General features: G+C 66.6%; 12 protein-coding genes. 3 read left to right on the top strand and 9 right to left on the bottom strand.

What is annotated here, in order from left to right:
• Positions 1 to 46: 46 nt before the first annotated feature.
• From ribA to SLG_RS00950, 6 genes are all read right to left on the bottom strand, one after another.
• Positions 47 to 1,108 (bottom strand): GTP cyclohydrolase II, encoded by a 1,062-nt coding sequence (gene ribA / locus SLG_RS00975; protein ID WP_014074528.1) that lies wholly within the window; start codon positions 1,106 to 1,108, stop codon positions 47 to 49.
• A complete protein-coding gene (locus SLG_RS00970) occupies positions 1,108 to 1,923 on the bottom strand; it encodes an exodeoxyribonuclease III (protein ID WP_014074527.1) in 816 nt (271 codons plus the stop codon). The genes ribA and SLG_RS00970 overlap by 1 nt, the downstream gene beginning before the upstream one ends.
• 271 nt (positions 1,924 to 2,194) lie before the next feature.
• Positions 2,195 to 2,863, bottom strand: a complete 669-nt coding sequence (locus SLG_RS00965) for a LolA family protein (RefSeq protein WP_014074526.1) — start codon at positions 2,861 to 2,863, stop codon at positions 2,195 to 2,197.
• Positions 2,864 to 2,976: 113 nt separating this feature from the next.
• A complete protein-coding gene (locus SLG_RS00960) occupies positions 2,977 to 5,319 on the bottom strand; it encodes an FtsK/SpoIIIE family DNA translocase (protein ID WP_014074525.1) in 2,343 nt (780 codons plus the stop codon).
• Between the two features lie 128 nt (positions 5,320 to 5,447).
• Complete coding sequence (locus SLG_RS00955) at positions 5,448 to 5,933, bottom strand: GNAT family N-acetyltransferase (RefSeq protein ID WP_014074524.1); 486 nt, start codon at positions 5,931 to 5,933, stop codon at positions 5,448 to 5,450.
• Positions 5,930 to 6,838 carry a DMT family transporter gene (locus SLG_RS00950; protein ID WP_014074523.1) on the bottom strand — a complete coding sequence of 303 codons (909 nt, stop codon included), beginning with the start codon at positions 6,836 to 6,838 and terminating at the stop codon, positions 5,930 to 5,932. Before SLG_RS00950 ends, SLG_RS00955 begins: the two co-directional genes overlap by 4 nt.
• 158 nt (positions 6,839 to 6,996) lie before the next feature.
• Between SLG_RS00950 and SLG_RS00945 the strand changes: the two genes are divergently transcribed.
• Positions 6,997 to 7,524 carry a hypothetical protein gene (locus SLG_RS00945; RefSeq protein WP_051003662.1) on the top strand — a complete coding sequence of 176 codons (528 nt, stop codon included), beginning with the start codon at positions 6,997 to 6,999 and terminating at the stop codon, positions 7,522 to 7,524.
• 48 nt (positions 7,525 to 7,572) lie between these two features.
• On the opposite strand, the gene bla is transcribed toward SLG_RS00945, so the two are convergent.
• From bla to ispG, 3 genes are read right to left on the bottom strand one after another with little or no spacing between them, the layout of a single operon-like run.
• Positions 7,573 to 8,565, bottom strand: coding sequence for a class A beta-lactamase (bla, locus tag SLG_RS00940; protein ID WP_083853278.1), 993 nt, complete (start codon positions 8,563 to 8,565; stop codon positions 7,573 to 7,575).
• A complete protein-coding gene (locus SLG_RS00935; protein WP_014074520.1) occupies positions 8,546 to 8,836 on the bottom strand; it encodes a hypothetical protein in 291 nt (96 codons plus the stop codon). The genes bla and SLG_RS00935 overlap by 20 nt, the downstream gene beginning before the upstream one ends.
• Complete coding sequence (gene ispG, locus SLG_RS00930) at positions 8,833 to 9,978, bottom strand: flavodoxin-dependent (E)-4-hydroxy-3-methylbut-2-enyl-diphosphate synthase (RefSeq protein ID WP_014074519.1); 1,146 nt, start codon at positions 9,976 to 9,978, stop codon at positions 8,833 to 8,835. Before ispG ends, SLG_RS00935 begins: the two co-directional genes overlap by 4 nt.
• A 244-nt stretch (positions 9,979 to 10,222) precedes the next feature.
• Between ispG and SLG_RS22080 the strand changes: the two genes are divergently transcribed.
• Together SLG_RS22080 and SLG_RS00920 are read left to right on the top strand one after the other, a co-directional pair.
• Complete coding sequence (locus tag SLG_RS22080) at positions 10,223 to 11,086, top strand: PEPxxWA-CTERM sorting domain-containing protein (RefSeq protein WP_231848713.1); 864 nt, start codon at positions 10,223 to 10,225, stop codon at positions 11,084 to 11,086.
• A 259-nt stretch (positions 11,087 to 11,345) separates the two neighbouring features.
• Positions 11,346 to 13,400 (top strand): alpha/beta hydrolase family protein, encoded by a 2,055-nt coding sequence (locus SLG_RS00920; protein WP_041392302.1) that lies wholly within the window; start codon positions 11,346 to 11,348, stop codon positions 13,398 to 13,400.
• Positions 13,401 to 13,470 lie beyond the last annotated feature (70 nt).

Genomic DNA, 13,470 nt, shown 5'->3' with positions numbered 1-13,470 from the left:
GCCTCTCTGCGCGGGAGAGTCCGCCGCGTCCCGCCGCTGCACCGGCTCACAGATCGTGTCCGGTTCGATCGCGCTTGGTGGCCAGATAGCGCTCATTGTGGGGATTGCTCGGCAAGGCGAGCGGCAAGCGCTCGATCACCCTGATGCCCTGTGCTTCCAGCCCCGCCACCTTGGCCGGATTGTTGGTGAGCAGCCGCACCTCGCCGATGCCGAGCAGGTGCAGCATCCGGGCGGCCACGCCGAAATCACGCGCATCGATCGCAAAGCCGAGGCGGGTGTTGGCATCCACCGTGTCGAAGCCCTGATCCTGCAGTTCATAGGCCCGCAGCTTGTTGATGAGGCCGATGCCCCGCCCTTCCTGCCGCAGATAAAGCAGCACGCCCCAGCGGGCATGGGCGATCTCGTGCAGCGCGCCATGAAGCTGCGGGCCGCAATCGCATTTGAGCGAGCCGAGCACATCTCCGGTCAGGCATTCGCTGTGCAGCCGCACGACCGGCGGGGTGCCGTCCCGCTTGCCCAGCACGAGCGCGACATGCTCGCGCGGATCCTCCACAGAGCGGAAGGCGACGATCTCCGCCTCGACGCTGGCCGCGACCGGCAGGCGCGCGCGCGCGGCGATGGCCAGCCGATGCGGATCGGCATAAGCGGCAATGTCCGCGACTGTGCACTGGACCTCGGTCGGCGCGTTCGCATCGCCGACGAAATAGGCGGGCAGCAGTCCCGCGAGCCGCGCGAGATTGAGGGCGGCGCCAGCCGCGTCCGCATGCGGGACAGGTAGTGCCCGGAACGGCCCCTTGAACGGCGTGGCAAGATCGAGCGCCGGATCGGCGATCGCCATGGCAGCCGGGGCATCGATCCATCGCTCCCGCGCGATCAGCACCGGCGCCTCCGGATCGGCCGCCTCCCGCTGGTTAGCGAGCTTGAGCGTCACGCCGCGCGCTGCCGAAAGCAGCAGCGCCGCGGAACCGTCCGGATCGAAAGCGGCGAGCGTTTCCAGCGTCGCGCCTTCCACCGGCAGCAGCGCCAGCGCGCCTGCCTTGCCGGCGAGGCGCACCGGCCATCCCCGGCGCAGCGCGTCGATGGCGCGGGCCGCCGCGCGCCCGTCCATCAGAACGCGAATTCCGTGATGAGGGGTGCGTGATCGGACGGGCGGGTCCAGCTGCGCGCACCCTCGATCACCTGATGGCCGACCGCCGCCGTCGCGACGTCCGGGCTCATCCACATATGATCGAGACGCCGGCCGCGATCGGACTTCGCCCAATCCAGCGCGCGATAGCTCCACCATGTGTAGAGCCGCTCCGGCGCCGGCACGAACCGGCGGCCGAGATCGACCCAGTTGTGCGAATTCTGCAGGGCCGTCAGCAGCTCGACCTCGACCGGTGTGTGGCTGACCACGTTGAGCAACTGCTTGTGGCTCCACACGTCACATTCGAGCGGCGCGACATTGAAATCGCCAAGCAGCAGCGTCGAGCCGTCCAGCCGACCGGACCAGTCGATCATGCGCTGGATGAAATCGAGCTTCTGCCCGAACTTGGGATTGACCGAGCGGTCCGGCTCATCGCCGCCGGCGGGCACATAGACATTCTCGATGCGCAGGCCGTTCTCCAGCCGCACGCCGATATGCCGCGCCTCGCCATTGGCCTGCCAGTCCAGACGATCCTCGTCGCGCATGGGAAGCTTGCTGATGATGGCGACACCGTGATGCATGCGCTGGCCGTTCAGCATCATGTGATTGTAGCCGAGCCTGCGGAACAGCCCTTCCGGGAAGGAGTCGTTCACGACCTTGGTTTCCTGCAGACAGAGGACGTCGGGCTGCTGCTCGGTGAGGAAACGCTCGACGATCTCCGCCCGGGCACGAACGCTGTTGATGTTCCAGGATGCGACCTTGAGAGTCTGGCTGCTGCTTTTTGTCGGCATGGGCATGTCCCTAGCGAGCCTTGGCAGTGAACCCAAGGGTCGCCGCATTTTTTTTGAGAGTGAAGGCGCGGCCCCACGGGCGTGAAAAACCCCCGCTCCGGGGGGCAGGAACGGGGGTTTCCAAAGCGCGTTGGCGCAGGCGTGGCGCGGGACGGCCGGGCAACAGGGGGGAAATCCCGGCGCGCTCCGACGCCACGAAGATTGGATAGCTCCCGTCAGATGAGCGGCTGATGAACGGCCAGTGCCGCATCGCCAGTCATCGCGCGCGGGCCTCGGTTCATCGCCTGGGACCGGCGCGGTTCGGACGCGGATCGCGCCATTTGAAGGCTGAATCCGCGATGGCTGCACCATAAGACAAATTCGTCAGCCGGATGTTGGTGCGGTTCCCCTGCGCATCCTTCGCCACCCATCCGTAAAGCTCCAGGCCGCCGGGCGCGCTCGCCTTGCGCGTGAAGATGAGATTGATGACGCCATATTCCGGATGATCGGGGTCGCGCACCTCGATCGAGAGCACGCGCGGGTCGCCTGTCGGCATCAGCTTGCCATAGCGGGTGAGGTCGCGGGTGGGATCGAGCAGCGCGCCCAGCGGCGAATTGCGGATCGGCCAGCGCTGGACCTGGCTGACCTGATAATCGACCATGTAGAGCGAGCGTCCATCGGCGACGATCAGCAGATCATTGCCCGTGCCGCCATAATCGAAACGGATCTGCCCTGGCTGCTTGAGCAGCAGCTTGCCGGTCTGCACCTGGCCGTTGCGATCCGTCTGCGTGAAATTGCCGCTGATCGTCGTGATCGCGCGGATCGCACGATTGACGAGGGCGAGGTCGTCCGCCGGCGACTGCGCCTGAGCCTGACCGGCCGTCACACCGGCGAATCCGGCAAGGGGGAGAACAAGCGCGCCGCCGATGAGCAGCGCGCGGGCGAAGCGGGAAGAAGCGTTCGTCATGAACGCGCAGATAGGGTGCGGGCCTTGAATGTCCACTGAATGTGCGCCTTCGCTCGACGTGGGGAACGCATCCCATGCGTCAGTCAACCAACGCTTCGCCATCTCCATGGCTGCTATTTCGGATTGCCCATCTCGTCACGCAGCACTTCGCGGCGGCCGACATGATTGGGCGCGCCGACCATGCCTTCATTCTCCATCCGCTCGATGAGGCGCGCCGCGCTGTTGTAGCCGATGCGCATCTGGCGCTGGAGCCAGCTGGTCGAGGCCTTCTGGTTCTCGAAGACGAGCTGGCAGGCCTTGCGGAACAGCTTGGCATCCGCGCTGTCGTCGCCCAGGTCCACGCCATCGAGCGCGAAGCTGCCGTCCTCGGGCTCCTCGGTGACGGCGGAGATATAATCGGGCTGGCCCTTGGAGCGCCAGTGATCGGCGATGAGGCGTACTTCGTCATCGCTGACGAACGGCCCATGGACGCGCACCAGGCCCTTGCCGCTCGCCATATAAAGCATGTCGCCCTTGCCCAGCAGCTGCTCGGCACCCTGCTCGCCCAGGATCGTGCGCGAATCGATCTTGCTGGTAACGAAGAAGCTGATGCGGGTCGGCAGGTTGGCCTTGATGACGCCGGTGATGACGTCGACCGAGGGACGCTGCGTGGCGAGGATGAGGTGGATGCCTGCCGCGCGGGCCTTCTGCGCGAGACGCTGTATCAGGAACTCCACTTCCTTGCCCGCCGTCATCATGAGGTCCGCCAGCTCGTCCACCACGACCACGATCTGCGGCAGCGGCTGGTAATCGAGCTCCTCGTCCTCATAGACAGGCTGGCGCGTCTGCTCGTCGAAGCCGATCTGGACGCGCCGTCCCAGCGTCTTGCCCTTGGCGCGGGCTGAGCGGACTTTCTCGTTGTAATTGGCGAGATTGCGCACACCGATGGAGGCCATCATGCGATAGCGGTCCTCCATCTGCTCGACGGCCCATTTGAGCGCACGGATGGCCTTGGCGGGCTCGGTGACCACCGGGGAGAGCAAGTGCGGGATATTATCGTAGATGCTCAGTTCCAGCATCTTGGGATCGATCATGATGAGCCGCAGTTCGTCCGGCGTCAGCCGATAGAGCAGCGAGAGGATCATGCAGTTGAGACCGACCGACTTGCCCGAACCGGTCGTGCCCGCGACGAGCAGATGCGGCATGGCGGCGAGGTCCGCGATCACCGGCTCGCCGAAGATGTTCTTGCCCAGGATGATGGGGAGCGCCGATTTCTGGTCCGCGAACTGCTGGCTGGTGATGAGCTGGTGCAGCACCACGGACTCGCGGTCCGCATTGGGCAGCTCGATGCCGATGACGGTGCGACCGGGGATCGTCGCCACGCGGGCCGAAAGAGCCGACATGTTGCGAGCGATATCGTCGGCGAGCTGGATCACCCGGCTGGCCTTGATGCCCGGCGCGGGCTCGAGCTCGTACATGGTGACGACCGGCCCCGGCCGCACTTCCGTGATCGCGCCTTTCACATGGAAATCGTCCAGCACGGATTCGAGCAGGCGGGCATTGCGCTCCAGCCCCTGCCGGTCGATGCGGCTTCCCGGCGTTTCCGGGGCGGGCGAGAGAAGGTCGGCGGAAGGAAGAGCGCCGTTGCCGAACAGATCGCTTTGCCCCGAAACGGGCGCGAATGCCTTGGTGACTGCATGGGCGTTGGGCGTCTGGATGGTGATGGGCTGGCGCGCCGTCGCTTCGACCGGGCGGCGCGGCTCGGCTTCTCGCATGGTCCCGGCCGCCGGGCCGCTTTCAGCTGTGTCCGCGGCCACTTTCTCCTTGCTGGAGAAGCCCGGACGCGGCAGCCGCATGCTGGGCAGCAGCGGAAGAGCCGGCCGGGCAAGGTGCCAGAGCGGCTTTTCCAGTGCCAGGCTGCGGACCCAGAGCCACAGGCCGCCGGTCAGACAAAGGGCGAGGAGAAGCCATTGCAGGATCTGGTCGGCCGGATTGCCGAGCTTGGCAGTGAGCGCCGTCAGGCCCTGAGCGAAGAGGAAACCGATGACACCGCCCCAGCGGGCCGGCAGGCCGACAAGCGGCTCAGGCTGCAGCAGCCAGAGCCCGGTGCCGATCAGCGCGAGGCCCGCGGCGCATTTGGCGATCTGCCCCTGCCACCCGGTCATGTCCTGATCCGCCCACAGCCGTCGTGCGCAGACAAGGATCAGCGGCAGCAGCAGCAGCGCCGGAACGCCCGCGATCGTGTACAGGAAGTCCGCGGCCCAGGCCCCTGCCGCGCCCATGAGGTTGCGCACATCCGGCCCGGCGGCCGTGTTCAGCGCGGTATCGCCGACCTTGTAGCTCAGCAATGCCAGGAAAAGGAAAAGGGCGAGCGCATAGAGGCCGACCGCGCCCAGGAACGTGCCGATGCGCACGAGGCTGCGGCGGAGCATCGCCTGCCATTCGGGAGTGCGAGGGCCGCTTGCCCGGCTTGCCATGTGCCTGTGACTCCCTGCGTCGGGTAACGCCAGTGCAGCGCGTCGATCCCGAAATGTTCCGTCGCGGCACAATCCTCCTTCGCGGACTCGCCGTCAAGAGTCGGCGGGTTGGGCGCGCGGCCTTCCGCTCAGGTCGGCGCCCCGGCGAGGGCGGCGAGCGCTGCGCCGTCCAGCCGGTTTACGGTCCACTCATCCATCGCCTCGGCGCCCAGCGACCGGTAGAAAGCGATGGCCGGACTGTTCCAGTCAAGCACGGCCCATTCCATCCGGGCGCAGTCCCGCTCCGCGGCGATGCGGGCGAGCCGGGCGAACAAGGCGCGGCCGATGCCGGCCCCGCGCGCTTCCGGCGACACGTAGAGATCTTCCAGATAAAGGCCGGGCCGCCCCTCGAAGGTCGAGAAATTGTGAAAGAAGAGCGCGAAGCCGGCCGCCGCCCCGTCCTTTTCGGCGATCAGCACCTCCGCTGCCGGTCGGGGACCGAACAGATGATGTGCCAGCACCGCCTTATCCGCCCGCACCGCATGGGCGAGGCGTTCATAATCCGCCAGCGCAAGGATGAAGCCGTGAATCAGATCGATGTCGCGAGCCTCGGCGAAACGGATATGGATCGTCATTGCAGGATTTCCGGTTTCAAGGTGCGGGGTGCGATCGGTCGCGCCCGCGCTGCCCAGAGGCAACCGGCCACGATCATCAGCGCGCCCGCATAAGTGGTGGGCAGGACGGTCTCGCCGAAAATCCACCATCCGAGCAGGACAGCCCAGATGAAGGCGGTATATTCGACCACGACAAGCTGCTGCGCTTCCGCGCGCGCATAGGACCAGGCGAGCAGCATGATCGCGCTCGTGCCGCCGGCGGATGCGAGCAGCAGAAAGGGCCAGTGCGCCATGTCCGGCACTTGCCCCAGCCACGGCGCGGCAAGGCCGTAAAGTACCGCGCCGATCAGGTTAAAGGCGAGGGCGACCTCAATGGGCCCTGCGGCGAGCGACTGGCGGCGGGCAATGACCAGGCTGACCGCATAGAGCACCGCGCCGACGAGAATGGCGACGGCGCCTTCCAATGTTCCGGCCTGCCCCTTCGCGCCGGACTGGCCGGCGAGAATGACGATCACGCCCACGAAGGCGGCGAGCGAGCCCATGACAGCCCGGCTGCTGATTTTCTCCTTGAGGAACAGCCCCGCGAGGGCGAGCGCGACGAGCGGCGCGATGAAGGACAAGGCGATGCCCTGCGCGATCGGCGTGCGCACCAGTCCCCAGAAGAACAGGAGGACTGACACGGCGCCGGCCGCGCTCCTGCCCAGATGCAGGAGCCTCGTCTGTCGGTCCGGAATGCGTCGGACCCGAAGGAGATACAGCGGCGTCAGGACGATCGTGCCGATGATCGCGCGCCAGAGCAGCGCGTTATAGGCGCCGATCGCGATCGACAGCGTCTTCATGACCGCGTCCATGCCCGCAAAGATCGCGATCGCGGCACAGGCGACCGCGAAAGGCACGAGCGCCTGGTTGGCACGGGTCGATGGCATGGCGTCTCGCGAAAACAGTCCCCTGGCCGGCGGCAGTGACGGGCGGGATGGCAGACGCCGGAGCCTCGCCCGACTCGCGAGCCGGCCATGCTCTATGCCAGCCACGATCGCGAAGCGAGAGCCATGTTGATGAGCGCGGAAAGCTGGTACCGGGGGGCATGGCACACGCGCTCCGTCCGTTCCCCGCCCTCCTCCTGCTCGCCAGCTGCGCAGGGCAGCCTGCGCTCGATTCTCCCGATGGGAGGCATGGGGTCGCCCTGCCCCACGCCGCCGTGCCCGGACCGGCACCGACCGCCCCTTCCGTTTCTGATCGAACCTTCATTGCCGACCGCGAAGCGCTCGAGCGTCTGCTCGGCAACAGCGGGATCACGCTGCAATGGATCGGCTGGGGCCGGCGCGGCGACCTCGCGGCTGATTATGCGACGGATCTGCTTCACCTGCGCGGCGGGCAGTCCGCCAGCGATGGTCCCGGGAAGCTGGTGCTGGACGGCGTAGTGACGCGCATCGACCGGGACTCTTTCACCTTTGAGGGGCGGATCGACATCATCGACACGCCCGACATCGGCCGGGTTTGTCGACGCGAAGGCCAGATGAGCTTCCGGGTGACCCAGAACCGGCGCTACTGGCGCCTGCAGGAGATGGAAGCCTGCGACGGCCTCACCGATTATGTCGACATCTATTTCTGAGCTGCCCGCCGCGGTGCGGGTAAGGAACAGCGCATTTCCCGGTGGCGCTCAGGTCCGGTGCGCAATCCAGCGCGCGGCAATGGCCCCCACCTGGGCCAGCACCGCTTCGTCCTGCGGGCGCAAGGCGCTTCCGCCCCTGATCGGCGATTCGAAATAAGCTGTGACGAAGAACGGCGACGGCCTGTCCGGACGCCAGACAATGGCGATATCGTTCAGCTTGTCGCCGAAAGCCGGGTCTCCCCAGAAGGAGCCCGTCTTGTCACCGGCACGCCAGTCCGCCGGCAATCCGGCCCGCAGGCGCCGCAGGCCCGTCCGCGTCTCGATGGTCCAGCCCGTCAGTCGCTCCCGGCTGGCGGGCTTCAGCACCTCTCCGGCCACTATCGCGCGCAATGCCCCCGCCATCGCGGCGGGGCTGGTCGTATCACGAATATCCTCGCCATGGCTGGTGTTCAGCGCCGGCTCGTAACGGTCCAGCCGCGACACATCATCGCCCAGCGCGCGCCAGAAGCGGGTGAGGGCCTCGGGGCCGCCAAGCTTGCGCAGCAGGATGTTGGCAGCGCCGTTATCGCTCTCGATTTGGGCGGCCGCGCAAAGATCCAGCACTGTCATGCTGTCCTCGCCGTCTTCCAGCGCAGCCCGAACGGCGGGCGCGTGGCCCACGGCATCGTCGCGCGTGATAAGAAGCCGCTCCTGCTCCCCGAACGCTCCCGCGTCCATCCTGACGAGCATCGCCGCCGCGAGCGAGAGCTTGAAGGTCGAGCACATCGTGAAGCGCTCGTCCTGCCGATGGCCGACAAGCGCAAGATCCCGTGAATCCAGCATCGCCACGCCCAGCCGCCCGCCCGAGCGAGTCTCAAGCGCGGCCAATGCCTGCCGCGCGGCTTCATCGGGCGTGTCCTCACGTTCTTCGGGTGGCTGTGCCCCCTTGTCGCATGCGGCAAGCGCGAGAAGGGCCGTCCCCATCACGCCGGACAACACATGGCGGCGGCCGACAATCATCGCTTCGCCGGAAGGCCGGGCTTCACTTGACGGCCGAACCATCGGCGCGCGAGACCTTGCCGACGATCAGTTCGTCGATCCGCAGCCGGCGAATGCGTGCGGCCCCGATCGACAGGCGACCGATGGCCAGCGCGCCGAGCGCCAGCGCCCCAAGGGCCAGCGCACCGACGGCGACCGCGCCCAGCGCGGAGGCACCGGTGGCCGAAACGCCGGTCGCTGACGCACCGGTTGCCGAAGCGCCGGTGGCGACGGCCCCTCGAGAGGCCGGAGCCGGGGCTGGTGTCTCGGTCTTCGGGACGGGCTGGATGCTCATTCCGCAGCCACCGGATCGGCATTCGCGCCATTCGCGGCCTCGATCTCGGCCGCCTTGGCCTCCACCAGCCGGACGATATGCTCGATCATTTCCGCATCGTTGATGTGATGATCGGTCACGCCGGAGAGATAGACCATGTGCTTGCCGTTGCCGCCGCCGGTGATGCCGATGTCGGTCTCGCGCGCTTCGCCCGGGCCGTTGACCACGCAACCGAGCACGGAAAGCGAGAGCGGCGTGTGGATGTGCTGGAGGCGCGTTTCCAGCGCTTCGACAGTGCGAATCACGTCGAATCCCTGGCGCGCGCAGGATGGGCAGGAGACGACGCGGACGCCGCGCGTGCGGATGCCCAGCGCCTTCAAGATCTCGTAGCCGACGCGCACTTCCTCCTCCGGCTCTGCAGAGAGCGAGACGCGGATGGTGTCGCCGATGCCGGACCACAGGAGATTGCCGATGCCGATGGCAGACTTCACCGTCCCGCCGATGAGCCCGCCCGCCTCGGTGATGCCCAGATGCAGCGGGCAATCCACCGCCTCGGCAAGCTGCATATAGGCGGCAACGGCGAGGAACACGTCGCTGGCTTTTACCGCCACCTTATATTCGTGGAAGTCCTGGTCCTGGAGCAGCCTGATATGATCGAGCGCGCTTTCCACCAGCGCCTCGGGGCACGGCTCGGCATATTTCTCCAGAAGATGCTTCTCGAGGCTCCCGGCATTGACGCCGATGCGGATCGCGCAGCCATTGGCCTTGGCCGCATCCACCACTTCCTTGACGCGTGCGGCGGACCCGATGTTGCCGGGATTGATGCGCAGGCAGGCAGCGCCGGCATCGGCCGCTTCCAGCGCGCGCTTGTAGTGGAAATGGATGTCCGCGATGATCGGCACGCGCGCCGCCCGCACAATCTGCTTCAGCGCTGCGGTGCTCTCGACATCCGGGCAGGAGACGCGGATCAGGTCCACCCCTGCATCCTCGCAGCGGCGAATCTGGTCGATCGTTGCCCGCGCATCCGAGGTCGGCGTGTTGGTCATGGTCTGCACGGTCACCGGCGCGCCACCGCCCACGGGGACATTGCCGACCATGATCTGCCGGCATTCGCGCCGCGCGATGTCACGCCAGGGGCGCAGACCGGGATTATGCTCGGACATGACGGGAACTCACCGGATGAATGCTCATGCGGGACATATAGCGGCGGCGGCCGCCGGAAGCGAGAGCGCCGTTCGGCGCTAGGCCCCGTGCCGATATGAGACGGGCGCGGGGAGATGGTCAATAAATCGTTGCCCCTGGCTGATCCGAACCTTCCGCAAGGCGCGCTTAGCAGAATGGAGGCGACACGGCGTTGCCCCGGCGGCGCGCAGGTGCCGCCCCAATGGGACAAGTGGGAGTGACATGATGACAGCGATGATACGCAAGGCCGCGATGCTGATCGCGGTGACGGCGGGCCTCGGTTTTTCCGCCGCCGCGCAGGCGGACTATTTCGTGCGGCCGGTGCTCCAGTATCAGGGCAGCCTGCAGGACGGCATCGATATCAATGGCGCAACCAGCAATTCCCAGACCTATTATGACGGCTCGACCGCGCTGGAAGCTCATGTCGACCTCAGCGACGGAACGATCAAGACGCTGCTCAGCCGCTATGGCCCCAGCAATAACTTTTCCGGCGCGACGGGCGTCATGGGTGACACGATCCGCTATACAGGGGCATCGGACGTCGCCGTTGCCTTCACTTATGATTTCAATGTGGACCTGTTCGTCGATCAGGCATTTGTCGACGATCCGAACGACGCGCGCTACCTGGCGCTGGATGTCTATTTCGCGGTGTTTGAAGCGGGCACCGGCGCCAACTGGGAATCCTGGACGATCTTCAGCCCCTATGGCGATCTGGCTCTCTACAATGATCGCGCCTTCGTGACTTTCCAGGACGAGGGCGAGAGCTTCTCGTACAATTACGCCGGCAGCCTCGGGACGGATCTCTTCCTGGAATCCGGCAAATCCTACGAAGTCTACGCGGCCTTCAACTTGCTCGCGACGCCGGGTTCCATGCCGGGCGAAATCACGATGGACGCGCTGCACACCAGCACGATCGGCATCGTCGCGCCCGGTGGCAGCTTCACGTCGGAATCGGGGGCATTCCTCGGCTTCGACAAGACGCCGACGCCGGGTGCGGTCCCGGAGCCGGCGAGCTGGGCCATGATGATCGCCGGCTTCGGCCTGATCGGCAACACGATGCGCCGTCGCGCCGGACTGGTCATGGCCTGAGACGGACGAACGCCGGGGGAAGGGACCATCCGCTGCCGGATGCCGCTCCCGTTCCCCGGCGTCCTGTCGCATCTCCCATCAAAGGATGTCCCTTCGCCGCACCTTCCGCAGGAGAGGCCGGGATGTCGACATGGGCACGCCGGCACCGTTGCCGACGCGCGCGTCGCCGCCTAAGCTCGGCGTGTCGCGTCCCGCCGTCTTCCCGACGATCGAGGCGCTCATCATCGCGCCGGGCCCCGTTCGGCAAGGAGACACATGCATGCGTCGTTTCGCTCCCGCCCTGCTGCTGCTCGGTCTTCCCTCCATCGCGCCGGCGCAGGTGCCGCCACCGGCTGTCGAAGGGGCCCAGCCTCTCCTGACCGGGCGCGATCTCTTTTCGCTGGAAGCCGCGAGCGATCCCCAGATCAGCCCGGACGGCAAGTGGATCGCCTATGTCCGCAAGTCGAACGACATCATGACCGACAAGGCCCGACCGACCATCTGGCTGATCGACGTGGCGAGCGGCACCCAGCAGCCTCTGGTCGCGGGTCCGGGCGCGCACATGGCGCCGCGCTGGTCGCCGGACGGCAAGCGCCTAGCCTATGTCTCCGCGTCGGACGGGGCGCCGCAACTCCATGTCCTCTGGCTGGCCGACCGCGCCAGCGTGAAGATCACTGGCCTGCCGGACAGTCCCGGTGCCATCGCCTGGTCGCCGGACGGTCGGCGGATCGCTTACACCATGCAAGTGCCGGGGACCGGTGCCACGCTGGGCAAGGCGCCGGAGAAGCCGGAGGGCGCCCGATGGGCCGAGCCGCTCGAAGTGATCGACAAGGTGACCTATCGCGCGGACGGCGCCGGCTATCTGAAGCCCGGGGTCAGCCAGATCTTCGTGGTGTCGGCCGATGGCGGTGCGCCGCGCCGACTCACCTTCGGCAAGTGGGACGATGGCGGTCCGCTGAGCTGGTCCCCGGACGGGCGGACGATCCTCTTCTCGTCCAACCGAAATGAGGACTGGGAACTCAATCCCGTGAATGGGGAGGTCTATGCGCTCGACGTGGCCAACGGCGCGGTGAAGGCCCTGACCAGCCGCGACGGGCCGGATGGCGGCGCGCGCTATTCGCCGGACGGCTCGAAAATCGCTTATCTCGGCTATGACGACAGCCGGCGCGGCTACGACAATGTGCAGCTTTATGTGATGAACGCGGACGGCAGCGGTGTCCGCTCCCTCACAGCCACCCTGGACCGCAGCATCGACAATGTGCAGTGGGCCGGCAACGCCACGCTCTATGTGTCCTACGACGATCATGGCCAGAGCCGCGTCGGCCGCATCGGGCTCGACGGCAGGATGACTCCGGTGGCGCAGGGACTGGCCGGCGATTCGCTGGATCGGCCCTATACGGGCGGCGGGTTCAGCGTGTCGAAGGCGGGCATCGTTGCTTATTCGGGCGGCGACCCGCTCAGCCCGGCTGACATCTATCTGGCCGACGGCAAGGACGGGAAGCGCCTGACCCGGCTGAATAGCGAGTGGCTGGGCGCCAAATCGCTCGCGCAGGTGCGCAAGCTTCCGGTCACCGCGCCCGATGGCCGCGCCATCGACGCGTGGCTCGCGACGCCGCCCGGCTACCGGGAAGGGCAGCGCGTGCCTCTCATCCTGGAGATCCACGGCGGACCCTTTGCCGCCTACGGGCCCTATTTCTCGACGGACGTGCAGCTCTACGCCGCGGCGGGCTATGCAGTGCTTTACACCAATCCGCGCGGCAGCACCTCCTATGGCGCGGAGTTCGCCAATCTCATCGACAAGAAATATCCCGGCGACGATTATGGCGATCTGATCGCGAGCGTGGACGCGGCCATCGCGTCCGGCATCGCGGACCCGAACAATCTCTTCGTCACCGGCGGATCGGGCGGCGGTGTGCTCACGGCCTGGATCGTGGGCAAGACGAACCGCTTCAAGGCAGCCGCGACGCAGAAGCCGGTGATCGACTGGTCGAGCTTCGTGCTCACCTCGGACGGTTCGAATTTCTACTCGCCTTACTGGTTCGAAAAGAAGCCGTGGGAAGATCCGGACAGCTACTGGACGCGCTCGCCGCTCAGCCTTGTGGGCAATGTGACGACGCCGACGCTCGTTGTCGTGGGCTCGGAAGATTATCGCACGCCGGTCAGCGAGTCCGAGCAATATTATACCGCGCTCAAGCTGCGAGGCATCCCAACGGCTCTGGTCAAGGTGCCGGGCGCCAGCCATGGCGGCTTCGCGGCCCGGCCCAGCCAGTCCGCCGCCAAGGCTTCAGCCATTCTCGAATGGTTTGGCCGCTACCGCACTGCCTCCCAGCCTTGAGCGGACCGAGGAAGCGCGGAGAGGAAAGGCACCGTGGGATGAAGGAACGGGGGCTGATGGCGTTTCATCC

The sequence above is a fragment of the Sphingobium sp. SYK-6 genome (assembly GCF_000283515.1).
In the GTDB taxonomy this organism is placed as follows: domain Bacteria; phylum Pseudomonadota; class Alphaproteobacteria; order Sphingomonadales; family Sphingomonadaceae; genus Sphingobium; species Sphingobium lignivorans.
This window is presented reverse-complemented; position numbering and strand designations above follow the sequence as displayed.

What these genes read in the sequence shown, in the direction of transcription:
- SLG_RS22080 (WP_231848713.1), top strand. Translation starts at nt 10,223, where the DNA reads ATGACAGCGATGATACGCAAGGCCGCGATGCTGATCGCGGTGACGGCG.
- SLG_RS00955 (WP_014074524.1), bottom strand. Translation starts at nt 5,933, where the DNA reads ATGACGATCCATATCCGTTTCGCCGAGGCTCGCGACATCGATCTGATT.
- ispG (WP_014074519.1), bottom strand. Translation starts at nt 9,978, where the DNA reads ATGTCCGAGCATAATCCCGGTCTGCGCCCCTGGCGTGACATCGCGCGG.
- ribA (WP_014074528.1), bottom strand. Translation starts at nt 1,108, where the DNA reads ATGGACGGGCGCGCGGCGGCCCGCGCCATCGACGCGCTGCGCCGGGGA.
- SLG_RS00935 (WP_014074520.1), bottom strand. Translation starts at nt 8,836, where the DNA reads ATGAGCATCCAGCCCGTCCCGAAGACCGAGACACCAGCCCCGGCTCCG.
- SLG_RS00965 (WP_014074526.1), bottom strand. Translation starts at nt 2,863, where the DNA reads ATGACGAACGCTTCTTCCCGCTTCGCCCGCGCGCTGCTCATCGGCGGC.
- SLG_RS00920 (WP_041392302.1), top strand. Translation starts at nt 11,346, where the DNA reads ATGCGTCGTTTCGCTCCCGCCCTGCTGCTGCTCGGTCTTCCCTCCATC.
- SLG_RS00945 (WP_051003662.1), top strand. Translation starts at nt 6,997, where the DNA reads ATGGCACACGCGCTCCGTCCGTTCCCCGCCCTCCTCCTGCTCGCCAGC.
- SLG_RS00960 (WP_014074525.1), bottom strand. Translation starts at nt 5,319, where the DNA reads ATGGCAAGCCGGGCAAGCGGCCCTCGCACTCCCGAATGGCAGGCGATG.
- bla (WP_083853278.1), bottom strand. Translation starts at nt 8,565, where the DNA reads ATGGTTCGGCCGTCAAGTGAAGCCCGGCCTTCCGGCGAAGCGATGATT.
- SLG_RS00970 (WP_014074527.1), bottom strand. Translation starts at nt 1,923, where the DNA reads ATGCCCATGCCGACAAAAAGCAGCAGCCAGACTCTCAAGGTCGCATCC.
- SLG_RS00950 (WP_014074523.1), bottom strand. Translation starts at nt 6,838, where the DNA reads ATGCCATCGACCCGTGCCAACCAGGCGCTCGTGCCTTTCGCGGTCGCC.